This is a genomic window from Microvirga sp. GN3 (assembly GCF_055792825.1).
Genome location: NZ_JBVVAK010000003.1, coordinates 88,610 through 111,381, shown reverse-complemented (window position 1 = coordinate 111,381; position 22,772 = coordinate 88,610). Strand labels below are relative to the sequence as shown.

Annotated in this window: 22 protein-coding genes; 13 read left to right on the top strand and 9 right to left on the bottom strand. The window is 57.6% G+C overall.

Going from position 1 to position 22,772, the window contains the following annotated elements; all coding sequences use genetic code 11:
* Nucleotides 1-26: 26 nt before the first annotated feature.
* Nucleotides 27-425: a hypothetical protein gene (locus ACS5Q1_RS02685; protein WP_473096749.1), complete on the bottom strand. Its 399-nt coding sequence runs from the start codon at nucleotides 423-425 to the stop codon at nucleotides 27-29.
* Between the two features lie 121 nt (nucleotides 426-546).
* Between ACS5Q1_RS02685 and ACS5Q1_RS02680 the strand changes: the two genes are divergently transcribed.
* The 9 genes from ACS5Q1_RS02680 to ACS5Q1_RS02640 all read left to right on the top strand — a co-directional run bounded on the left by ACS5Q1_RS02680 (nucleotide 547) and on the right by ACS5Q1_RS02640 (nucleotide 11,636).
* Entirely contained in the window at nucleotides 547-1,476 is a 930-nt protein-coding gene (locus tag ACS5Q1_RS02680) for a hypothetical protein (RefSeq protein WP_473096748.1), read from the top strand.
* 112 nt (nucleotides 1,477-1,588) lie between these two features.
* Nucleotides 1,589-2,401 carry a Flp pilus assembly protein CpaB gene (gene cpaB, locus ACS5Q1_RS02675; RefSeq protein ID WP_473096747.1) on the top strand — a complete coding sequence of 271 codons (813 nt, stop codon included), beginning with the start codon at nucleotides 1,589-1,591 and terminating at the stop codon, nucleotides 2,399-2,401.
* A 31-nt stretch (nucleotides 2,402-2,432) separates the two neighbouring features.
* Nucleotides 2,433-3,959 (top strand): type II and III secretion system protein family protein, encoded by a 1,527-nt coding sequence (locus tag ACS5Q1_RS02670; RefSeq protein ID WP_473096746.1) that lies wholly within the window; start codon nucleotides 2,433-2,435, stop codon nucleotides 3,957-3,959.
* A 30-nt stretch (nucleotides 3,960-3,989) separates the two neighbouring features.
* Nucleotides 3,990-4,709: a CpaD family pilus assembly protein gene (locus tag ACS5Q1_RS02665; protein ID WP_473096745.1), complete on the top strand. Its 720-nt coding sequence runs from the start codon at nucleotides 3,990-3,992 to the stop codon at nucleotides 4,707-4,709.
* A gap of 19 nt (nucleotides 4,710-4,728) precedes the next feature.
* Nucleotides 4,729-6,015 (top strand): CpaE/TadZ family protein, encoded by a 1,287-nt coding sequence (locus ACS5Q1_RS02660; protein ID WP_473096744.1) that lies wholly within the window; start codon nucleotides 4,729-4,731, stop codon nucleotides 6,013-6,015.
* Nucleotides 6,016-6,203: 188 nt separating this feature from the next.
* Nucleotides 6,204-7,568 (top strand): CpaF family protein, encoded by a 1,365-nt coding sequence (locus ACS5Q1_RS02655; protein ID WP_473096743.1) that lies wholly within the window; start codon nucleotides 6,204-6,206, stop codon nucleotides 7,566-7,568.
* A 27-nt stretch (nucleotides 7,569-7,595) separates the two neighbouring features.
* Nucleotides 7,596-8,555 (top strand): type II secretion system F family protein, encoded by a 960-nt coding sequence (locus tag ACS5Q1_RS02650; RefSeq protein ID WP_473096742.1) that lies wholly within the window; start codon nucleotides 7,596-7,598, stop codon nucleotides 8,553-8,555.
* A complete protein-coding gene (locus ACS5Q1_RS02645) occupies nucleotides 8,501-9,505 on the top strand; it encodes a type II secretion system F family protein (protein ID WP_473096741.1) in 1,005 nt (334 codons plus the stop codon). Before ACS5Q1_RS02650 ends, ACS5Q1_RS02645 begins: the two co-directional genes overlap by 55 nt.
* Nucleotides 9,506-9,689: 184 nt before the next feature.
* The gene (locus tag ACS5Q1_RS02640) at nucleotides 9,690-11,636 is read left to right on the top strand and encodes a TadE/TadG family type IV pilus assembly protein (protein ID WP_473096740.1); all 1,947 of its coding nucleotides are present in this window, start codon (nucleotides 9,690-9,692) and stop codon (nucleotides 11,634-11,636) included.
* A gap of 341 nt (nucleotides 11,637-11,977) precedes the next feature.
* Here ACS5Q1_RS02640 and ACS5Q1_RS02635 read toward each other — a convergent pair whose 3' ends face one another.
* From ACS5Q1_RS02635 to ACS5Q1_RS02625, 3 genes are read right to left on the bottom strand one after another with little or no spacing between them, the layout of a single operon-like run.
* Nucleotides 11,978-14,158 (bottom strand): TadE/TadG family type IV pilus assembly protein, encoded by a 2,181-nt coding sequence (locus ACS5Q1_RS02635; protein WP_473096739.1) that lies wholly within the window; start codon nucleotides 14,156-14,158, stop codon nucleotides 11,978-11,980.
* Between the two features lie 28 nt (nucleotides 14,159-14,186).
* Nucleotides 14,187-14,774 carry a TadE/TadG family type IV pilus assembly protein gene (locus ACS5Q1_RS02630; protein WP_473096738.1) on the bottom strand — a complete coding sequence of 196 codons (588 nt, stop codon included), beginning with the start codon at nucleotides 14,772-14,774 and terminating at the stop codon, nucleotides 14,187-14,189.
* Between the two features lie 37 nt (nucleotides 14,775-14,811).
* Nucleotides 14,812-15,483: a pilus assembly protein N-terminal domain-containing protein gene (locus ACS5Q1_RS02625; protein ID WP_473096737.1), complete on the bottom strand. Its 672-nt coding sequence runs from the start codon at nucleotides 15,481-15,483 to the stop codon at nucleotides 14,812-14,814.
* Nucleotides 15,484-15,794: 311 nt separating this feature from the next.
* Between ACS5Q1_RS02625 and ACS5Q1_RS02620 the strand changes: the two genes are divergently transcribed.
* Both ACS5Q1_RS02620 and ACS5Q1_RS02615 read left to right on the top strand, forming a co-directional pair.
* Nucleotides 15,795-16,007 carry a Flp family type IVb pilin gene (locus ACS5Q1_RS02620; protein WP_473096736.1) on the top strand — a complete coding sequence of 71 codons (213 nt, stop codon included), beginning with the start codon at nucleotides 15,795-15,797 and terminating at the stop codon, nucleotides 16,005-16,007.
* A gap of 115 nt (nucleotides 16,008-16,122) precedes the next feature.
* Nucleotides 16,123-16,608, top strand: coding sequence for an A24 family peptidase (locus ACS5Q1_RS02615; protein ID WP_473096735.1), 486 nt, complete (start codon nucleotides 16,123-16,125; stop codon nucleotides 16,606-16,608).
* Between the two features lie 133 nt (nucleotides 16,609-16,741).
* Here ACS5Q1_RS02615 and ACS5Q1_RS02610 read toward each other — a convergent pair whose 3' ends face one another.
* The 3 genes from ACS5Q1_RS02610 to ACS5Q1_RS02600 all read right to left on the bottom strand — a co-directional run bounded on the left by ACS5Q1_RS02610 (nucleotide 16,742) and on the right by ACS5Q1_RS02600 (nucleotide 19,473).
* Nucleotides 16,742-17,548 carry a hypothetical protein gene (locus ACS5Q1_RS02610; protein WP_473096734.1) on the bottom strand — a complete coding sequence of 269 codons (807 nt, stop codon included), beginning with the start codon at nucleotides 17,546-17,548 and terminating at the stop codon, nucleotides 16,742-16,744.
* Entirely contained in the window at nucleotides 17,545-18,285 is a 741-nt protein-coding gene (locus ACS5Q1_RS02605) for a hypothetical protein (RefSeq protein ID WP_473096733.1), read from the bottom strand. Before ACS5Q1_RS02605 ends, ACS5Q1_RS02610 begins: the two co-directional genes overlap by 4 nt.
* 711 nt (nucleotides 18,286-18,996) lie before the next feature.
* Nucleotides 18,997-19,473, bottom strand: a complete 477-nt coding sequence (locus ACS5Q1_RS02600) for a PH domain-containing protein (RefSeq protein ID WP_473096732.1) — start codon at nucleotides 19,471-19,473, stop codon at nucleotides 18,997-18,999.
* Between the two features lie 271 nt (nucleotides 19,474-19,744).
* On the opposite strand from ACS5Q1_RS02600, the gene ACS5Q1_RS02595 reads away from it, so the two are divergent.
* Nucleotides 19,745-20,065 carry a hypothetical protein gene (locus ACS5Q1_RS02595; RefSeq protein WP_473096731.1) on the top strand — a complete coding sequence of 107 codons (321 nt, stop codon included), beginning with the start codon at nucleotides 19,745-19,747 and terminating at the stop codon, nucleotides 20,063-20,065.
* 35 nt (nucleotides 20,066-20,100) lie between these two features.
* A complete protein-coding gene (locus tag ACS5Q1_RS02590) occupies nucleotides 20,101-20,331 on the top strand; it encodes a hypothetical protein (RefSeq protein ID WP_473096730.1) in 231 nt (76 codons plus the stop codon).
* A gap of 11 nt (nucleotides 20,332-20,342) precedes the next feature.
* Here ACS5Q1_RS02590 and ACS5Q1_RS02585 read toward each other — a convergent pair whose 3' ends face one another.
* Nucleotides 20,343-21,119 carry a hypothetical protein gene (locus ACS5Q1_RS02585; protein WP_473096729.1) on the bottom strand — a complete coding sequence of 259 codons (777 nt, stop codon included), beginning with the start codon at nucleotides 21,117-21,119 and terminating at the stop codon, nucleotides 20,343-20,345.
* Nucleotides 21,120-21,128: 9 nt separating this feature from the next.
* Entirely contained in the window at nucleotides 21,129-22,766 is a 1,638-nt protein-coding gene (locus ACS5Q1_RS02580; protein WP_473096728.1) for a TrbL/VirB6 family protein, read from the bottom strand.
* Between the last annotated feature and the right edge of the window lie 6 nt (nucleotides 22,767-22,772).

The following is a 22,772-nucleotide window of genomic DNA, read 5'->3' as shown; positions in this document are numbered from 1 at the left end:
AAGGCCGGGTTTCCCCGGCCTTTTCTTTAGCTCTCGCTTGGGAGGGTGAACATACCCTCGATTTCACTCTGTGCCCGGGCGAACACATCGTATGGGTGAGCATGCTGGAGGGTGATCTCCTCGAACATCGTCGCCATCAGCTGCTTGTTGCCGCAAAGTGCAAACAACGTTGCAGCGTCGGTGACGGCTTGGACTTTGCCGTCGTAATCCTGATGATCCTGCCGGCTATTATAGATCTGTGCTGACGCACCGAAGATTGAGGACTGGATTTCCTTGGGCGTGAACCCTTCCGGAGGGGGCAGGTCAGCCTCGGCCGGGACCAGTCTCTCAGTTACATCCTCAGGGAACGATGGAGCTGGCTCCTCGTCACCCGTGGCGCTTATCGGCACCAGGTCCCGGACATCGCTGAAGGTTTCGTCAGCCATTCACTGTCTCCTTTTTGGGCGCTAACTTTAATTCTGAATACCACATTAAAACGCATGGCGCGACACCCCTAATGCGCGATATTGGCGTTCATCTGAGCCAAAAAAGGGCAGAACAAGCGCCATGATTCGAGAGTCCTCCCGTACCCCTTTCCTGCGATCGAGCTTCGAAATCGTCTATGACCGAGGGGTGAGTTCCTCTTCAGATGGCAATTACGAGCCAGCGCTCCTGAGCGGCCGCGCCGCTTCCGCCGAGATCCTTGCAAGGTCCATGAGCCTCCTCGTCAACCGCAGTGCGACTGCCCAGAACGAAAATGACGTTCTCGACATGCGCTATGTCTATGCGGCCCTGGCTCTATCCGACGAAGGCAAGGTCGCCAGCGCTGCCCAGACGCAAATCATGCGTCACGCACGCTCGGCATTGTTGGCAGCCGACGATACAGACGGAGTCCTCGAGCGCACCCAGTTCGCTCTCTCGTCCCTATCGCTGCCCGGCACTAAGCCTCTTACGGTCGATCTGCCGCCGGCCATGTCGGGCCTAAGGGATCTCGTCTGGGATTCCAGTGTCCGAAAGGCCGCAACAGGGGCAGTCCTTGATGCAAACCTCACCGTTACTGCGCAAGCACTCGCATTCGCTGCAATCTGCAGGCCGTGTCAGTGGTTTAGCCCCGATACAGGCATCATCCTGCGAGCCGGCTGCACGATCCGACCTTCAGGGCGGGGGTTCCGTCTAACCCTCCCTTGGTCCCACTCCCTCCTCCGTTTGTCCCACGAGGCCAGCACGACCGTCATCAAGGCAGGTTTTGAACGCGGACTGACGGAGATGGAGCTTCTGGACACGCTCCTCACCCTCAAAGATGTGGCAAGCCAGTCAAATCCCCACGAAAGCCAAAGCGCCGCGGCCGAGCGTGGACGTGACTATGTTGTCTACGATTATGCGGTTGAGACATATGCCGCCGTCGAGCGGCAGAGCCAGATATTTGACGATCCCGTCCTGACCCTCGCCGCCGCCACCGCAGCAGCGCTCACCGTTAACCATTGGAACGCTGAATAAAGGGGCCGCCCTCACAAAAAACCGAGTTGTTGTGCTGCAAAAAGATATAAAAGGAGGAACACAGCGCTTTAATTCGGCGAACGCGAATCATAACGGAAATCGGATACGGCTCATGAAGAAGAAGAACGCACTGTTTTTGGGAATTGCAGCCGTATCGGCTTCCTTCGCTTTCATCATCTCGAACGCGATGACGCCGGAGCCCCCTCCCCCGGCGCCTGAGAACACTGTCCAGGCCCCAGTTGCTCCTGATCCGCGGGAGTTAACGGAGGTTCTGGTGGCCAATGAGGACATCAAGATTGGTCAGCAGATCAATCCGGCGATGATGACTTGGCAGACCTGGCCGAAGACGTCGGTTCCTCCTCACGCCATCACCCGCGATAACCAACCTGAGGCTCTCACCACCTATGAGAAGGCTACCGCAACCGCGACTCTGATGAAGGGTGAACTCATCGCTGAGGCCCGCCTGATCCGTGCCGACAAATCCGGTTTCGTCGCAACAGCCTTGCCCGAAGGATACCGAGCCTTCTCTATCCGGCTTGACGCGGGTGGCGCGAACGCTGCCGGCGGGATGATCCTGCCGAACGATCGTGTCGATATCTACGTCACCGGCCAGGCCCCTCTCCCCGGGCGATCCGACATCGACTCCACCATCCTGATGCAGGACATCCGGGTGATCGCTATCGACCAGAATATCGAGAAGACCGATGGAACCCATGCCATGATCGGGAGCACGGCGACCTTGGAGCTTACTCCCGATCAAATCGTGTCGGTCAACAAGGCCCAGAGAAACGGAACTCTCTCGTTCGCGCTCCGCCCAATGCGGGAGAAGCAGCCGGCGACGGTCGAGGCCTCCTCTGTCCCCACGTCTGCAAAGGCTGCCGACATCCAGCTCATCCGGTTCGGCGTCTCCTCCGCTCTGAACTGACACTGCTACCTTTCAAATTCGGACAACGATAATGACAATCACCAGGAACCCGAGCGCTTGGAATATTCAGGGCGCAATCTTTCGCGGAGCAGCGCCGCTCCTTGCCCTCGGGCTGGGCATCGGTCTGGCTTCCTCGGCTCAGGCAGCTGATCCCGTGGCCGACCCCTTGAGCGGTGCAACCGCCGTAAACGTCGCCAGAGGTTCCATTACCGTCGGTATCGGAAAGTCCACCTTCCTCGACCTCAAGGCCGATGCCCGTGACGTGATTGTCACCAATCCGAACGTGGTCCAGGCAACCATCCGCTCCGAGCGCAAGATGATGCTCCTCGGCCTCGGTGAGGGCGAGACGCAGATCTACGTCATGGACGCAGAAGGCCGCAGGATCACCAGCTATACGGTTCAGGTCTCCCGTGACACCGGGCGCCTTGAGGAGGTTCTTCGAGAGGTCATTCCCGGGTCGACCATCCGGACCAAAATGATCGGAAACTCCGTGATCCTCTCCGGCGAGGTCGATTCCGATATTCAAGCGAAACAAGCTGTTGATGTGGCAACGGCTTATATGACTGCTGGGGTCCGGTCCCCTGACTCGGGCGGCGGCTCAGGTGCGGGTATGTCCTCTGGAGTAGCGGCCGAAAGTTCCCTTGGCCCTGTGATCAGCGCCCTAACGATTAAAGGCCGCGATCAGGTCATGCTCAAGGTGACCATTGCGGAAATCCAGCGGAATGTCCTCAAGCAGCTCGGCATCAAGTGGACCGGATCCTGGAACCTGCAGGACGCAACCGTTAATGCGGCTTTCTCGCCCGCCTATCCTGTGGCCGGTTCCGCCCTCGCAAAGACCGCACTCGGAGCCACTTGGCCCGGTGGGGATGCCATCAATCTTGAAGCCATGGAGCAGGCCGGCGTTGCTCACACCCTCGCCGAGCCAACACTGACGGCGATCTCAGGCGAGTCCGCTAGCTTCCTTGTCGGCGGCGAAATGCCGGTTCCCAGCGGCACGTCGTGTAGCGGTGACGGAGGCAGCAACTGCCAGCCGACCATCACCTACAAGAAGTTCGGTGTGAGCCTCAACTTCACGCCGGTGGTCATGTCGTCTGGGAAAATCAACCTCAAGGTCGGCACTGAGGTCTCCGAAATCGATCCAAACAACCAGATCATCATTCCGGCAGGGAACAACCAGAGCCTCGCAATCCCGGGCTTCAAGGTCCGCAAGCAGGACACCACGGTTGAAATGCCCTCCGGTGGCGCACTGGTGACGGCCGGCCTGATCCAGCAGCAGACCAAGCAGGCGGTTAACGGTCTTCCCGGTCTGATGGATTTGCCCATCCTTGGAACGCTCTTCCGCTCCCGCGACTACCAGCGTCAGGAGACGGAGCTCGTGATCATCGTCAACCCGTACCTCGCGAAGCCGGTTGCGCCCCAGAAGATCGCTCGTCCTGACGATGGCTTTGCCCCGGCGGCCGATCCCAATGCGGTGTTCCTTGGCCAGGTGAACCGGAAAACTACCGGAAAGAGAGAGGCCAAGCCGATCTTCAAGCAGCCCGGTTTCATCATCAACTGACGCCGCCCGATTACTTTCTAAGGATCTCCCATGTTTAAGAAGCTCTCCACGGCGGCATGCCTCTCCCTTCTTGCGGCTGGCTGCGTCGATCGCGACCCACCCGGATATGCCCTCCCTTACGCCCCCGATATTCGTGATCGCCACCCCATCGTCCTGAAAAATGACTTTGCGACCCTGGATCTTTATCCGACCCAGGTCACAGGCCTTGATGCGCGCCAGAAGGTTGATCTTCGGGACTTTGCCAGGGCCTACATCCCGGCAGGCAAGACGTCCCTCGTCGTTTCCTCTCCATATAAGGGACAGGCTGCCGACAACGTTGCTGTCGACCGGTTTGCTGGCGTCATCGTCAAGGATCTCGTCGGTGCCGGGGTTCCCCGCTCTGCTATTGAGGTCCGGAAGTACCAAAGTCTCGACTTCGACCGGATCGAACCCGTCAAGCTTTCCTATGTGCAGCTCGACGCTGGCGTGCCTCACGCTTGTGGCGATTGGCCCGATGACCTCGGAGCGGGAAGCCTGATCAACAGCATGGAGAACCTCACTCCGGCTAACTTCGGTTGCGCGCACCAGCAGAACCTCGCCGCCCAGATGGCGAACCCGATGGATGCAGTCCGTCCTGCGCGTGAAACTGCTCCCGACTCCACCCAGCGCGTCCTGATGCTGCGCCGTTTTGTTGCCGGCCAGCCGACTTCTACCCAAACAGGCGGATCGGGTTCTGAAGACGGCAGCACGTCATCCTCGGTTCCGAATTGATCTCGGTAAGGACCCTCTCATGAACCACATGAACCCTCACCTCACCCACTCTATGGCCACCCCACTGGCTCCGGTGCCGCGGATCACCGTCGACGCATTTTGCCAGAGCAAGACTGTTGCTCGCTTCGTTGCGGAGGCTTTCAAGGATCCAATCCTGAACCGAGCCAAGACCGATCTCCTGGAAGGCGGTCTGCACGACGCTATCGCGTACTATTCCACCGGAAGCGGCACTCCCAGTGTCATTGTTCTGGAGATTGGCCCGGACGAGGACAACTTCCTTCCCGTCCTGGACGACTTGGCCACACACTGCGCCGAAACCACAAACGTCATCGTAATAGGTCACAGAAATAGTGTCCGTATCCACCGGGCCCTGCAGGATCGAAATGTTCGTGACTACCTCGTGGTTGAGGAACTCGACCGGTTGGACATCATCCGGGCGATTTCCCGGATCTATTCGGAAGATTCTGGCGTAGGGCATGGGCATGTCACCGCTGTCATCGGCAGCGTTGGCGGCGCCGGGGTGACAACAGTAGCGTCCAACTTGGCTGCAAGCCTGGCCAGTATTGTACCGTCATCGGTGCTCGTCGACCTGAATTTCGGCTTTGGAGCCTCTGCGTTCAACTTCAATCAGGAGCCAAAGCAGGATATCTCCGAGGCTTTGTCCACCCCAGAGCGGATTGACGCCAACCTGCTCGAGCGTCTCCTCGTTCAGTGTGACGACAATCTCGCCATCCTTCCTGCCCCCGCTACGCTCGATAAAACCTGGGATGTTCGTGAGGATGCCGTCTCCCGGATTATCGAGACATTGCGACGAGACAACACGAATCTTGTCCTCGACATGCCGCGCGTCTGGACGAACTGGACATTACTCGCGCTGCAGGTCTCTACCGAGGTGGTCTTGGTTACCACGCCATCGCTTCTCAGTATCCGAAACGCACAGGAGACTGTGGCAGCCTTGGATCGCCTCGGAAAGCGTCCTCGCCTCATCGTTAATCAGCATAGCGGCCCGAAGAGCTCAGACCCCTCTATCGCCGACATCACCAAGGCGTTGAGCGGATTGGAGCCCGATGCGGTACTCGCCTATGACCGCGATTTGCACCATGAGGCTTCGGAAAACGCCCGGATGTTGGCCCAGGTTCAGCCGAACAACCCCGCATCTCATAGCCTCAGGGAAATCGCACGTTCTCTGGCAGGTGTTGTTCCGTCCAACGCCGTCGAGCAGGCCAGCAATGCCACGCCGTCAGGGCTTTCGTCGTTGATCGGCCGTCTTTCTAAGGCTCTCCCGAGCAGAGCCAAGTCCAACTGAATTAAACCAATTGAATTGAGACAGTCATGGCGTTTGGCACCAAGAAATCTGAACCTCGCTCAGTCAACGAAGCTGCTAGGCCAACGGTGCCCGTCGCCACAAGGATGGCACCGGCGGCCTTCGGCAGCTCTGGACCTCGGGCACCCGGCGGCTTCGGTCAAACCACCAAGCCTAGCCCGGGCACAGTGGTGGCTATTCCCGCCGCGGCCAATCCACAACGTTCCCCTGCTCAGATCAAGGCAAACGTATCGACGTTGCCGGCCAACACGACGGTGATGTCGGCAAACTACTTCGAGTGGAAGAAGCGGGTCTCGGATCAGCTGTTCGGCAACCTGGATCTGATGCAGCGACTTGGGGCCCTTGAAAGCTCCCAGGCAGCCGAGGAGATCCAGGATACTGCTAGGCAGATCATGGCCGAGCTGGAGATCGCAATCTCGAAGGTGGAACAGGACCAGATGCTTCGCGATCTGGTTGATGACATCCTCGGCTTCGGCCCCCTCCAGCCTTTGCTCGATCGGCAGGATATCGCCGACATCATGGTGAACCGGCCCGACCAGGTTTACATTGAGGTTGGGGGCCAGATGGAGCTTGTGCCGAACTGCCGCTTTATTGACGAGGGCCACGTCTTCAACATCGCCCAGCGACTGGTAGGTCAGAGCGGCCGCAGTGTCGACGAAGCCAACCCTATTTGTGAAGCCCGCCTCTCAGATGGCTCCCGCCTCAGTGTCGTCGTTCCGCCGATCACAAAGTACACGACCATCACCATTCGAAAGTTCAGAGCGGAACGCCTGACACTCAACGACCTGATCAAATTCGGGAGTATTTCTCCGAACGCGGCTGAGTTGCTCAAAATCATCGGGAAGTGCCGGCTCAATGTCATCGTCTCGGGAGGCACTGGTTCCGGAAAAACCACTCTCCTAAACTGTCTATCGGCCTTCATCGACGACAAGGAGCGCATCCTGACCGTGGAAGATACGGCTGAACTCCAGCTTCAGCAGCCCCACGTGGTCCCCATGGAGGCGCGCCCGCCGAGCATCGAGGGGGTGGGAGAGATCAATATCGAGAAGCTCGTGAAGACCACCCTCCGCATGCGGCCAACCCGCGTACTGATCGGTGAAGTCCGCGGCGAGGAAATGTTCTTTCTTCTTCAGGCCATGAGCTCCGGCCACCCTGGCTCGATGGGTACTCTTCACGCCAATGATCCGAAAGGTGCACTAACCAGGATGGAGTCGTTCGTGGTCATGGGCAGACCCAACCTCAACAAATCCGACGTTCGCAAGATGATCCATGAATCCGTCGACGTAATCGTTCAGGTCAACCGACTGCCGGACGGCACACGTCGCATCACCCACATCACAGAGCTTACCGGTATGGAGGGCGATGTGATTTCGACCCAGGATCTCCTGGTTTACAAGATCGAAGGTGAAGACGAGCGCAGGCGCATCATTGGCCGTCACGAGTTTCAAGGCGTGGTAAAGCCGAAGATCTACGAGAAAGCGGCGTTCTATGGCGAAGGCGAAAGGCTGATGAAGATCCTTTCGGGCGCTGCATAAGGTCAGGTTCTCATGCAAACATCTCAAGTGATCATTGGCCTCTGCAGCTTTGTTGCCATCGGCTCGCTGTCTTATGTGTTTCTATCACCAAAGATCTCTGATGAGTCCGTGGCGGCCACCCGCCTATCAAAGCTCACCAAGGAGGGCGCTGCCGCCGGTGCCAAGACGGTCCTTGACCGACGGCGCCGGCGCGCAGTGGTTCATAACCTCGAAGACCTCCAAGCGGAGGAGAAAAGCCGGAAGAATATCCCGATCGATGTTCTCATCCGGCAAGCCGGCCTGGATTGGACGAACCAAAGATACTACCTGATGATGGCTTCCGGCCTGGCTGTAACGTCCATCGCCGTGTACCTCCTTTCCATGAGCCTCCTCGCAACGGCCATAGCGGCTCTCATTGCGCCTATGATCTGGCCAAAGATGTACGTCGCTCGGCTCCGGGAAAAGCGCATTCAGAAGTTCCTCGATCAGTTCCCGAGCGGCCTTGATATCATCATTCGGGGCCTCAAATCCGGCCTCCCAATCCGGACCTGTATGGTCACCATAGCGACAGAGGCTGAAGAGCCGCTGCGATCTGAGTTTCAGGCTGTCATGCAAGCCCAGTCCCTTGGAATGACAATCGCTGACGCGGTTGCCCGGATGCGTCTGACCGTCCCCTCGCCCGAAACCAATTTCTTCATCACCCTCATCGAGGTGCAGCAGGCCGCCGGCTCAAACCTCGCTGAGACGCTTCAAACCCTGTCAAACATGATGCGGGCCCGTAAACAGATGCGGGAGAAAATCAAGTCCCTCGCGGCGCAGCCAAAGGTGTCCGCATATATTATTGGGGCTGTACCAGTCGTCGTGATGGTCGCTGTCCAGTTTATTTCGCCCGAGTACTTGGAGCCGTTATTCTACACCACGCTCGGACACGTGGTCCTTGGTGGTTGTATCCTATGGGCTGGCTTCGGTGCTCTCCTCATGAAGTCGTTCATGAAGATCAAGATCTAGGAGGTGTTGCCATGCACCAAGTTCTTATTATTGGCCTGATTACGATAGCACTTACGACCGTAGGCATGGTCGTCATGCAGATGTTCGAACCGGAGAGCGTAGGCAACGTTCGCCGGCGGCGGCTTGAGGAGACGGCGCCGGATAAACTTCGGTTGGCCGGGCAGACTGAGGGCCCGGGTCGTGTCAAATTCATGCCAGGCCGTCAAGTTCGGACCATCGTGACCCGCCTCAATCTCGCCCGTTATCTCGGTACGGAAGACGCTCGGGATCGCCTCGTCCAAGCGGGCTACCGCTCCCCCGCCCACGAGGTCAGCTTTCTGTTCGCCAGGTTCATCGCACCTGTTTCCTTGATCGTCCTCACGACGTCCTACCTGTTCCTGACTGGGGTCCTTGCTGGGAATCTGCTTCAGCAGGTGCTGGTGATTATGTTCATGGGATTTGCTGGCCTAAGGCTTCCCGAGATCTTTCTTAGCCGAACGATCCGGGCTCGTCAGGAGTCGATCCGATTGGCTTGGCCCGACGCGCTTGATCTCCTGAACATTTGTGTGAGGTCCGGCATCTCGGTCGAGCAATCGATCCGCAAGGTCTCGGATAAAATCGGGCACCAATCATTCCCACTGGCCGAGGAGTTCAGAATCCTGCTTGCCGAAATGGCCTACCTGTCTTCCCGCCGTCAGGCGTACGAGAACCTCCATAAGCGAGTCGAACTGGGTCCGATCCGCAACTTTGCGTCAACCCTGATCCAGGCCGAGTTAAACGGTACACCTGTTAGTGATGCTCTGAAAACTTTGGCCGACGAAGGGCGCCTAGAGCGGATGAACGAGGCAGAACGTCGGGCAGCCGCAATGGGTCCGAAACTGACGCTTCCGATGATCCTGACCCTCCTTCCGGTGCTGATTACGATCATTGTCAGCCCATTGCTAATTAAGGTCTTGACCGGCGGTCTGTAACCGTATGCTCGAATACCCGTGCCTTGCACAATTTGCGGTTCTTGAGGGGCTTTAAGTCCCTCTTTCCGCATTAGACTGGCCAAATAGAGTTTCATAATTCGTTAAACTTGGCCTATAATCCCATCGAACAAATCGCTGGCGAGTGACCTGGCCGGCTCTGACCTCCCAATGACTAGGACAAGCCATGGATATCCGCCGCCAAGCAGCGGGGTCGGGAGCTCGCGCGATCCGATCCTTCGCTAAAGACACCCGGGGCAACGTCGCTCTGATTTTTGCCCTCACCCTTCCCATCCTCATCCCGGCGGCAGGGGTCGCCTACGACTACTCTCGTATTTCCGCCCTTCATAACGATCTGCAGGGATCGGTGGATTCGATCAGCCAGACCATCACCCAGCGAATCAACGCCTGTCTCGACACCATCCGCACCGACAATGGGGCTGGCGGCTACACCCTGGACAACGGCTGCCTCAACGCAGGGCAGTACGGCGCCGATCGCCGCGCATTCGATCCGCAGGCAGAGGCCCAAACCCTGCTGGCATCCAATTTCAGCCAAAAGGGGTTTGACCCGGCTAGCCCTCCCCAGATCGTTGGATCGGTTGAAATCGATAAGTACACCGGCCGCTACGTCGTGAACGCTCAGGTTGGCTACAAATGCGTGTTCATGTCCCTCCTCAAGAAGGACTGCACTGTTTCGGCTTCATCGTCGGCGATCACCTCAAACGCATTCGCTCAGGCGGATCAACTCGCCCTGACCGGCCCGACAGCGATTGAGATCTGGGCGGGAGTGCCATCGCCCGCGCTTCCCTTTACCCTCCAGGCATCGAAAGGGTGGCCGGCCTATACCTATAGTGTAGGCACCAATCTTCCGGCAGGCCTTACGGTCAATCCCACCAGCGGCCAAGTCGGTGGCCAGGCCCAGGCAATAGGCTGCACCGCACCGTGCAATCCTCAGATCCTCCCTGCAACCACGTTTGGCGTGACCGACAGCGGCGATCCTGCTCGAGGAGGAATCAACAAGCAGACTGCGTATCACAACGTCGTCTTCACCATTGTGCACCCGCTCGGCCTCGCGTACACGGGTGATAGCTTCGACACCGTCGTCGCAGCAGGTCAGTATACATATACGAAGACACCCATCCGTACCGGTGGCAAGGGATCCTATACCTACTCCTGCTCTGGGCTCCCGGCGGGTCATCCGAACAATCCGTTTACCTGCGATGCCACTACCGGCGTCATCAAGGGCCAGCCGCTGCTGTCCAATGCTCTACAGGCGATTTCGGGTGTGATCACGGTGACTATCCGCGATGGTCGCGGCGTGACGGCCTCAACCCAGATCCCATACCACTTTCGTCTCCCAGTGCTGTCGGGGCGTGCACTCAAGAAGGTTACTGGTGAAATCCAGGACGACATCCTCATGTACAACGTGTTCGAAGGAACCGGTGGATGGGGTACACTTCGCGCCTATTGCTCGGGCCTTCCCGCCGGGTTGAGATGCGGTGGAAACGGAACCGACAGCCGGTTCGACGGCACAGTCTATGGTCGCCCCACAGACAAGAACAAAATGTCTGGCACGTTTAATGTCACGATTGTCGACGATACAGAGCGAACATTTACCTTCCCTGTGACGTTCGAGCTCTCCCCCAATAACAGGGTCACCCGGTACGACTGCGGCAAGGAGAAGTGGATTGCCTGGGTCGATGTTACCTATCTGTCCGTGCACTGTAAGTATGGTTGCGGCTATCAAAGGCGTGTTTATGTCTCGTGTGGCTCCGACACTGATTTGAACATCATGGGGCCCGGGCCTGACAACGTCGACTTCGCCGAATACGGCAGGAGATACTCATCGCGCTATCTCTCCAAATCCCAAATGGATGCCGCGCGTGACTGGGCTCGGAAAGACATGTGCGATTTCGTCGACTATCACCGCGATGTCCTATTAGGTGGCCGTCAAGGATCCTCCTGTGGCAGCGTCCAATTAAACGACGTGTCTGACATTGGAGAGTTCAACAACTCTGCACCGCCACCAGCACCGCCACCTTACTGTGCCTACTGGAAGCGGGACAATGGATGGGGCATGACTCGTTCGCAGGGTGTTCAGTGTTTCGACAGCAATGGGAACCCAACCAGTTAAGCCTCAGAGACATCCGGATCACAATCAACGAAGGGGAGGTTTTTACCTCCCCTTTTTTATTCCAGTTGGGAATCCCTGACATTAGATCCTGATGGTGGTTGGAGATTAATCTCCATAGCCCAAGCGCCGGTCCCAGTTCACTCTTCAGGCTAACCCAGTACCAGCACTTTGAAACGGTAGGGCTGCTGCTATTCGGAAGTGGAGACCAGCTAAGATGTGAGTTGGAAGCAGATCCTTGCGACCAGAGTCATCAGGACGAGGCAAGTACTACGCCTGGACCAAGACCATCAAGTGCCACCGCAAAACAAGAAGGCCACCAATTCGGTGGCCTTCTTCATTTCTCACCATTTAATAGGGAAGTTGTAGGTCTGCCCTGAGGCATCTTTGACCTTAACGGTCCAGGTGGCGCCTTGATAAACTGGGTTTGTCCAGAACTCTCCGTTCGTACCGCTCCAGTTCTTCAGGGACGGTGGCCCGGATCCCGTTACGCTCACGATGTCTCTACTTCCATAACCACCGGTAATTTTGAACAGAACGCCTATGTTACACGCGGAGCCGTTACAGTGGATCTGCCAGAGCTTGGTCACACTTCCCGTCATCGGAGGCGCCGTGAAGTCCCAGATGATGTCTTGATAGCTCACCTGTCCGATCGAGTCCCGGATAGTAATCCGAGTAGAGCTTTGGCTGGTCGGCTTGCTCGGCTCACCTGTGATCCAGGCAGTATTCCCGTCCCATCCAAAGGACATGCCCGGTGGCAAGGTGGTGTGCGAAGCAGTCTTGGCGCCCCATCCTCCAGAGGAATACACATACCTGGTATACGAGCGATCACAGCACCGCACGTCATTCAAGTCACCACTCTTCGACGTAGTCAGCGGAGGAGCAGTAAAGCTGTACCATATAACCGCTGTTGCACGTTGCCCTGCATCGTCACGGACCACGACTGTGATTGGCCCACTGCCAGGAGCTGAAGGGTATCCATGGATCGCCCACCGCCAGTAGCCGACATGGACCCAAGAGATGCCGGCTGGAGTACCAGACATACTCTCAATCGTGAGGTTCCCCCAGCCTCCACTTGCGACAATATCGCCTCGCGCATAGCCCCCGGCTGCCGCATTCAAACTGCCCTCTGCCCAAACACTCAGAGCCGGCGGCTTGACGTTCCAATACATCTGGACCGCTTGGGTCTGGTTGGAGGAATCTCTGAACGTGATCGTCCCCCACCCTTCGCCCAACTGCTGCGGAGCGCCGTTTACAGTTCCATCATAAGGCGTAGCCTTGGCGCCCGGTCCGCACACAATACCAACTGGGAAGCCGGAGCACGATACAGTGATCGTCCCCCACCCGCCGCGGGCGTGAATGCCCACCGCGGCATACACCCCGCCGGTCGCCTGAAAAGGTCCATCTGCCCAGGCAGTCAGCGCCGGCGGCTTGATGTCGTAGACAAAGTCACTGTCGGTTACGACAGTTCCACGTGCGTCCCGGACCGTGATTGAAACTTGATCATAAACACCCGGGGCCTGCGGAGTTCCCTCGACGACTCCTGTCGCTGCGTTGATTGTCAGACCTGGGGGCGCGTTGGCTATCGAGTAGGTGTACCCCGGTTTGCCTCCCTGTCTGACTGGCGCAGTGCTTCGGAAGAACGCCCCGGCGGTGCCAACTTCGTCGGGAACCGTTAAACGCAAGGTATGGATGAGGCTGATCTGGAACGTCTTCTGGACGCTAGTGTTTGCGGTTCCCGCCCAAATCTCGCTGCTCGAGTCCTCCGCTTCCAGCGTCACATTCAATGTTTCAGGGTCACACGGACCTATTGTGCAAGTCTCAGTGATCGCCCCGGATATGTCCGCGTCTGCGCCGTTCGGCGTGAAGCTCAAACCAACTGGAAGAGTTGATTTAAGTCGGATCTGGTAAGACGGGATGCCCTCTTCTGCCCGTACCGAGAAGCTGTTGAACTCATCGGCAACAAACTCCGTCACCGCAGGACCGACGAGGCGAACGAGACCTGATGCACATGTCGTGGCAGGATTCTTATGGACGGTAACGCCCGCAGAGGTCGCGCCTAAACTGAAGACCGAGGGTACTATTCCAGAGGAATTCGATGCCCCAGGAGTGGCCGCCGCAACACTGTTGACTACGCCCCAAAACCCAGTGTTGAACGAGTAGCGGACCGTGGCCTTAACAGTAACCAGATTATCAACGTCCGGCGCGCCCTCGGTATACTGGACCATCGTTGGCTGCCCGTCGACCGGATAGGGAGCAACGAACTGGCCCATTATCTCTTTGGAACCGCCTGAGGCATGGAATGATCGCACAAACGCGCGATAGCTGCAGTAGTCTCTGGGATATGGAACTAGGTTGTTTACTGCATAGGCCGCAGTTTGAAGCTTCTTGTTCAGCGAGGCGAGCGTGGAGACATACGAGCCTCCGAGATAGATAAAGAGCATCACAGGCACAATGAGCGCAAACTCAACGCCAGCAGACGCCCTCTCTGATTTCAGGATCTTGCGGAGAGCACGAATGAACATGGGAAGTCTCTTGAGGCGAGGATGATATTTAGTGAGTAGCGTTCATGTACTCGGTGAGCGCACGCATACGGAAAGCAGAAGCAGCCATCACGACTCGCTTCCCAGCATCTGTCGATACACCTGGCCCAACCCACGCAAGGTTCGGCACCTCAAGAGCGGCGCGAAGCATCACCAGCTTTCCCGGTACTGCACCCGGTTGATCGACAAACGCTCCTGTATTTACGTTTCCGTTCGCAACAAGGACAGGCATTGCGTCGGTCCCATCTCCCTTGAGGATCCGCAGATCAAAGAAGAGCGCGCCGGACTTGCACTTAGCTTCACTCACAAGAACGAGTGGGCTTTGTTCACATAGCCGGTCCCTGAGGCATGACTGGTTGTAGGGGGAGGCAGCTCCAGGGGCGAGACCGCATAAGGGACGCCCTTCATACATGAGCTGGGCGACCTTCTCTAAGCCTTTGTCGAGCGTTGCGCTCGTCCAATACAGCAACCCTATGTAGATCAATCCTAAGATCGCCATGAAAAATGGGAAGGCGACCATCGCAAATTCTATCGCGACGGATCCCTCCGTTTCTCGAATCATGCGCCAAATTTTGAGCGACCTGAACACCGCTTTCATGGATCTGCCTGCTCCCGGGTAAAAGATCGGTTTGAACTTAGTGCGCCTCTGCAGAAACCCCCTCCATCTTGGGGGCAGGGCGAGCGGGAATAACCTCTAAGCCATCAGTCCGGCCGGGACGGGCATTCGATGGCCCTGGCTCGCTGGCAGGCGCTGAAGGGACAGCGGTGGGTGTCGGTGCGGATACCTGGGCCACGGCATGAGGTGCGGATCCTGCAGACGCTTGAGCAGCCTGCTGTGCCGCACTGGTCAATGTGCTGAGTTGGCCGCTAACACCCGAGAAGGACTTATCATCGTCGCCGATCACGGCGATAGGCTGACACCGAGGGTCACAAGAAACGGTGGTCTTACCCGAAGTGCCTGACTGGACACTCACCAACGACTTGCGGTCATCGCCAACGATCAGGTCCGTTTCGGCGATGATGTCGCCTTGATCATCGAGGATGATCAAGTTGGTCTCGCCGAAACTCCGGCCGGTTACCACGGCTAGGCCGGACTTATCGAAGTTCACATGAGCAACGGCAGGATTCCCGATCACTACTGTTCTTATGCCTTCCGGCACCTTCACCAGAACGGCTTTATCCATCGAGGCCCGCAGGGTAGGTCCGAGCAGAGGGACTTTACCTCTCTCCTGCGCCTGGGTTGCACCTGCCGAAACGCAAATCAAAACTGCGCTCGCGATGATTCGAGTATTCGCCAGAGGCCTCATTGAATATTACCTTTTCCGTCTGAGTTTCATTAAAGTCGCGCCGTCTTCCAGCGGCCAACGAACTAAAGCCTTTCTACACGACGAAATATAAGGGGGAAAGGGGAGGAGGAACGCAGAAAAACGAAATGAAACGTTAATCAGCCTTGCGCCGGAATTTGGCTGGCAGTAAAACCGACTGGTGAGCCGTTCACATGAACCAAGAGCAGACGCTGCGGCGTGACGGCGGCCACCTCAACACCCCTCTGCAGGGAATGATTCCCGTCGATAGCGGGTAATGACTCCCGAAAACATCAATAGGACGTCGTAGAACCATGAAGCAGATCATCAACCGCACCGCCGCCGCCACCAAGCGCCTCGTGAAGGACGAGGATGGCTCCGCCATCATGGAGTATGGCCTTCTCGCAGGCCTCATTGCTGTCGTCGCGATTGGCGCAGTCACCACGATGGGCTCCCAGCTCAAGACGGTTTTCACCAACATCGGCACGGCTCTCACCACCGCCACCGGCAACATGAAGGCGAGCTAATCTGATCTCGCTACGGATGAAGGCCAGTAAGTAGCCTTCGGCTTCGGATGCCAAAGCCCGGTCTTTGAAGAAAGGACCGGGTTTTCTTTTCCCAAGATCGTTCAGGACCATCGCTATGCTACAGAACATGCAAGTTGGCACCTTCGTTATCTTGATGTGTGCCGCGATCTTCACCGATGTTCACCGAATGAAGATTCCGAATGTCCTGGTAGGCCTTTGCCTCGCCGCCTTCTTTGTGTTTGCGGTTCTCAATGGAATGGCTCTGAAGGATGTCCTTCTGCACGTAGTGGCCGCATTCGTCGTTCTGCTCATCGCCCTTATTCCCTACAACTTCCGAGCCATGGGAGCCGGGGACGTCAAACTGATTGCGGCCATTGCCCTTTGGTTCGGGTTCGGAGAGGAACTCATTACCTTCGGAATTCTGTTCTCTTTCTACGGCGGCCTCCTGGCTCTTGCGATCCTCAGCTACCGTCACATGCCTCTGCCTACCCTGGTGAAGGGCTGGGAGTGGGCGGCCACCCTCTACAATCCCAGCAAGGGTGTGCCCTACGGAGTGGCGATTGCAGCAGCTGCGATCACGCTGCGCAGCTCGGTACTTTGATTCGAGAACGGATGGGTTTCAAACGATCAGCAGAGCTAGTTGATTGGCTGGATCGCTAAGTGGGCATTGACCCCACTAATCCCCTAAATTCCAAAGAAGTAGGGCGGGCCCTCATCTGGAGCCGCCCTTTTCACTATCCGCCAGTAGCTGCATCGATCATTTCCTGAGGTATTCCCAACGGTTTGCCCTCGATCGACATCAGACGCTCCTGCGGCGTGGGAGGATGTTGCTCCGAGATCCGTTTGAGCTCGCCAGGCAAGAGCCTGGTTCTGACCTTGTAATGCTCGCTGGCATACAACAGCGCCCGTGCCACAAATCCATGCCAGCGCTGATCCAGCGCATAGGTTCCCTTCTCCCGATCCACAACCACGTCACAGCCGGCGACAGGGGACACGGGTTTCTCGATCGTCCCTAGTTTGAAGCCATCGAGAGCATCCGCGACCGGCGCGGGCACGACAAAGACCAAATGCGGGTCGGCCAGCGCACTTCGGTAGGCAGGATCCTTGCGACAGGCCGAGATCCCTTGCTTGAAGCAGGGCATCATTGCGGCCAATTCCTCCTCCCCCACCACCCGAACAGCTTTGAGGATTGCTGCATCCTCGGTTGCTGCCTCAATGACGGGCCTGCACTCGAAAGGCTGGCCCACTCGCCCTTGACGGGTATCGATCTGACACCCGCAGGCCATATCCTTCAAATGGCCCTTCACATCCTTCCTCTTGGCAATTCTATCCATGATCGAGAGGGAGAGCTTGAGCGGGTCAGACGCAGTCCGGGATACACCCTTCCATTCGCTGCGAGAGGGCGCCTCCTGAGCATACGACGGGGCCACGGCTGCGAGAGACAGGACTAACAGCCCCATCTTGGCGCCGTACCCGATCCTCCCTGGCCCTTTGCCTCTCGGCATACGGCTATTCCGGTCCACCGGCACGGCTTCCATCATGATCCTGCCTCCGAGCTACCGTCGCCAGAGTCGATTTCCGGGAACAGCAGACGGTAGACCCGCAAATTATCGCGAGCCTCCTGAATTCGGACCTCAAGATCGCCAAGAGCCTCCATTCGGGAGGCCAACGCCGATCCGTCGAACCCGCCAGGTCGGATCAGGGCCTCGCCCCGACCGACATAGAGATTGTCGACTTTGATCCTGGCGGTCAGCTCGGGAGCCATTGCCGCGAGCCTCGGATCCGACAATGCCGGAATGCGGGTAAGGTCCACCTCCATCACCGTCTGGACGCCCGGAGCGAGAGGAATGGGCGGCTCATGCTTTACACGCCCGTAGGCGACGACGTTGCCCTTCCGGTTCACCAGGTCCACAGAGACCTCGACACCCGACATCGGGACGTCGAGAACATTGAAGATCGAAAAACCAATGTAGGGTTTACTCTTCGCTGTTTCAGACCAGAAATAGCGAGTGCGAACCAGTGTGACCTTTCCGAGGAGGTTGCGTCGGCGTTCCTCGTCAAACTGCTGGCTGCTGACGTCCCTGCGCTCCCGTCGGCGGTATTCACGGATCCAGTCGAGTTGCTCCTTGAGCGCGCGGGAGTCCTGGGCCACGTATACCGAAACGATGGCAGCAGGGCTCATCTGGTCAAACTTGCCCACTCCACCTTTGAGGATCGCGTCCAGATAGGCCGGAGTGCCGAAGGCTGGCTCAGTGCCGCGGTCAGTAATGAGCCGCAACCCTTCCTTTCCGTTGAACTCGTCAGGTGGAGCCTCAAACGAGACGGGGCTGGCTGCCCTATACAAAGCTTTCAAGAACGCCTGTGCCCGCCCGCGACCATCCTTGTCTCGGGACGCGAGATCCTGAGCGACCTCATTAACACTCTTCGAAAGCTCCTCATGATTTGTCCCAGTGATACTTGGATCACCGCATCCCGACAGTATCGCTGATGCGAGGCAAACTGCTAAAATCCGAACTGCACTTCTTGATTTGCGAATCATAAGTGTAGGCCACTTTCTAATGCGTCTCTTCATTAAGGGCTGTACCATGCGTATACCGACCAGTCATCGCACACTAATTCGCGCTGCCGGTTTTTCCGTCGTCGCCACAGCATTCGCTCTTGGGGGATGCCAGACCAAGTCCGTGTCGCTCCCATCGAATGAGCCACTTGTTACAACTAGCCCGAAGGTTGGAAACATCGGCCAAAGCCAACTGCCGGCGATTGCTGCCGCGACAGGCAAGCGTGAGATCGATGTAGCGGGCAATTCGAACTCCTGGGTTTTGCGCCGCCTCAATGCGGAGAAGCAGCAAAGCGCGAGCATGTCCCAGGCGGCTCCTGCCGGCAGCTCTGGTCCAAAGGCTAAACTCGCTACTCCGGCTCCCTCCTCATCAAGAAGCAAGGGACTCCGCGATGTGTCGCTCGCTGAAATCCCGCTTTTGGATCCGACGCACTACGACCCCAAGCGGTTGCGATAACGGGAGGGGCCTTCCCTCCTCGAATCCAACTCCCCGCGCAGGCCCATAACCAGGTTTACGGCCTCTCGCGCATTCCCGAGCGACTTCATCCGGATGTTCACCACGCCGCTGGTATCGAGCGCGATGTCACCATAGCCCATCATCCGACCGTCGATCGATTGATTTAGCTCCGCACCAATAATCTCTCGAAGTGACGCAGATTGCGCATAGCGGCGAATGAAACCCGAGCGTGCCACTACACGATCCGGGTAAATGATGAACTGGGTGGTATGCCAACGGACATAGACGAGGAGGACTGCGATCGCCCCGGCCGCCACGCAGCCCGCATAGATAAGCGTCCAAGTGGCCGGCGTGAGCAGTCGCCATGGTTGTGTAAGTGCCTGTGCATAGGCTGCTGCAACAAACGACACACCTCCTACGACCAACGGGCTGATGAACACGACCTTGGACAATCTAAAGACCCTCAGAGGCCTGCTTGTGTCGTGGAATTCCTCCGACACCCCTTCGTGGAGCTCGGTATCCATGCGGCTTTGCATTAGTGACATCTTTCTCAACCCGGCCCTGAAAGTCAGCAATCGGCAGAACGATTAGTCGCTCGCGCCGAATTTAAGGTGTATTATACAGCTTACTAAATCGGGAACAATGTCGAGACCCAAGTTCATGAAGCGCCTGGCAAAACACAAATCAAACCGGCTGTCCCAAGCCGTTGGAACTGCTTTCCTCATGCTGACCGTCGCAAACCCAGTTCACGCGATCGAAGGTTCGGGCCGCTTCGGCAATGGGCCAAGGATCGCACAAGCTCCCGCCGGAGAGCCGGCGGCTCGGGTTCAGTCCAGGAACACGGACGCGGCCCTATGCCAGGACATCCTGGGCCTATACCTCAACGTCTCGTCCGCGACCTTCGCATCCAAAGTCGCTGCCGAAGTTCTCCTGGAGACAATCGCCCGGCATGAGAGCATGGGAAGGCTTATCACGATGGCGACGGCATCTGGCTGTGAACTAAGGCCCTTCCTCGAGGAGGAAGTCAGGCGCAACAAGCATTGACCGTAAACCACCCGCGACCCACCAAGGATATCCTAATGAACAAGCTTTTGACCCTTACGGCAGTTGTGCTCGGAGCCGCCACCTTATCGGCTTGTGCCGACCGTACCCAGCTCCCGAACTACGCGATCTACGTGCAGCACGGCCCCTACGCTGATTACTGCTGGATGTATCAGACGCCTGCGGACTGCTTGAAGCCGCCTGTCATCAAAAAACAGCCGGTGAAAAACACCGGCCGTCGCGAAAAGGCATTGGTCCGCAAATACTGAGGCCAGCCGTACTAATTGCTGCGCCCACTCAGGAACCGCGACAGGAGCGAAACCCTCGCCTCCTGTCGCGGTTCTTCTTTTTCCGCTCTGCGTACCTCGAGCTTGTAGATGACGCCGATCGGCGCCCGTTCGTGGACGACTTCATAGATTGGGATCGGCGGCTGGGCGCGGAAGACGGGCCTTGGTTGTTCTGGGGCCGGATCGGGCAGCGCCACGGGCTTCTGAACCCTGGGCTTTTGCGGGCGTTCGGGAGCGGAAGCGATGGATGAAGCCTGCTCCACCTTCTGGCCCGGTCCGGCACCACCATCCCCGAAGATGTTTCGCTGCAGCCGATAGCCGGAAGCGATCCCGGTATCCACCTTCTCCTCCCGGTACCTATCCGAGTATCGTTTGGCGGCAGCGGTCACATCCCGCCCTAGATCAGCCGCCGTAAACGCCCGCACAATCAACCCGCAGGCAAATTTTGGCGTCATCCAGTTTCCCAGCCGGATTACGTGCTGCGCCTCGGGCTTGCGAACCTTCCCCCGGCTGATCCGGAGATCGGTATCCTCAACCGAGATCCTCTCGACGCCCATCATTTCCGAGCGCCACATCAGGGCCGTCTCCACCGCGACACCAAAGTGGCCAAAAGGGAGAAGAGTGAGGCGGGAGAGTGCCCCTCCCTGCCGATGTACTTCAATCGTCAGGGAAAGGTCTGATCCGCTCTTCTTCACATAATAGGATGCACCGGCTGCCAGATCTCGGCACATGGCGACGTCGGCTTGAGCATCAAGAACCCAGTCTTGCATGGCCGCTCCTTACCTCATCATCCGGACGGCGCCGGAGCCGAGCGACATCGCGCCCGACCCCACCATCTTCGCGCCGCCCCCTGCGATATTCATGCCGGTGCTTGCCTTGTCCTTCAGGTCGGCCTCGGTCTCTTTTCCTGCACCGGTCAAGCCACCCTGAAACTGGGTAATCTCTTCCGCAAGCTGGAATACGATGCTAGCCGCTTTGGTCGAGAGGCCCCACGCGCCCATCAGATAGAAGAAAGATAGCCAGTTGGCCTCGTCCCCACCGCTGCCGGTTCCAACGAACCAATTAAATCCGCCCTGGGACATCGCATTGAGGAATGCCTGGCTTCCGTCCGCAGTGACACTGGACCCAAGCGCCTTTGAGAAGCCGAAGTTCATGATTTCATTGCAAATCACAAAGACGAAGCCCGAAGCTGCGAACACAGCTCCCATGTAAAGGAGTGACCGCAAACCAGCATGGGCGATGCTCCGAGTGGATTGGAAGATCCAGAAGAAGAGGAAGACCGGAAGGAGCGCCAGGGTCAAACCTGCCCGGACGAGAGCGTCAAGGTAGCGAAGCCCGAAGGTGATCGTGAAAAATAGGAATGCCACTGTCATGATGAGTCCCGCCACGATCACTGCGCCGAGAGCTCCCCAGGATGGATTGTTCATCGACCTCGGAGCCTCCGTAACGAGCCAGGTGCCCGAGGCAATCCCCGCCACGCCCATCGAGTGGAAAGACCACAGCATCTTGCAAGCAATCTTGAGGTGCTCCCTTGCCATATCGGAAAGCGATCCGGATCCTGTTGTCGGATCAGCACAAGTCCTGTCCTGCAGTCTTGCTTTCGTAATTTGACCCGTCTCTTCAACGAGCATTTTCCCGACCTGGGTTCCGAGCAGGAGCGGCCCGTCCACGAATAGAACCTTGGCAGGATGTTCATTCCCAGAACTGGAGCTTGTCTTTAACGCCTGCGCGGTCAATGGCGTCAGGAAAAGAAGAAATATCACCGCTACTCGGCCTATGTACTTGAACACGTCCCCGTAAGCCGAGTTGAAGTCTTGGGCCGCGGGCGCACTGATAATCAGGAAGACCTTGATTACCAGGATGATCTGCGTAACGACCACAGCGAGAGCAACGATTTCCTTGGTTTCGACAAAGAAGGAGAACGTCTCGCCTGCAAGCCCCATAAGAGCGCCGAAGATCGCCGTGTAGGTTTCACAGGACCAGCAGCTTGCATCCAGCTTCGAGACCACCTCCCGAACCCAGCTGCCAGAACTCGCGAGCTCATTCTGCAAGTTCGTCACTATAAGCTGATTGGTTATCTTGTCGGCCGAGCAGTCCGATGATCCACTCAGGACGCAGCTACCATAAGCCTCAGCGAAGTCCTTGAGCTGCTTGCCCTTGCTGACCAGCGCGTCCCGGTTCTCATTGAATTTTTGCTGGAGCCACTCAGTCGTACCTACCTGAGGGGTCTGGGCAGGAGGGGTCTGAGCGTAGGCCGAACCAATCCCAAGAGTGGAGACAAGCCCTGTCACCAGGGCCATTACTACCAAAAATCCCCCAAACGTCATGCCGCTTTTAGCCTGATTGCGCATCCGCACGGTCGGCATGATGGAGACCCTTCCGAAATACATCGACGATTCGCGTTTTAAAATGGTCATAGTGCG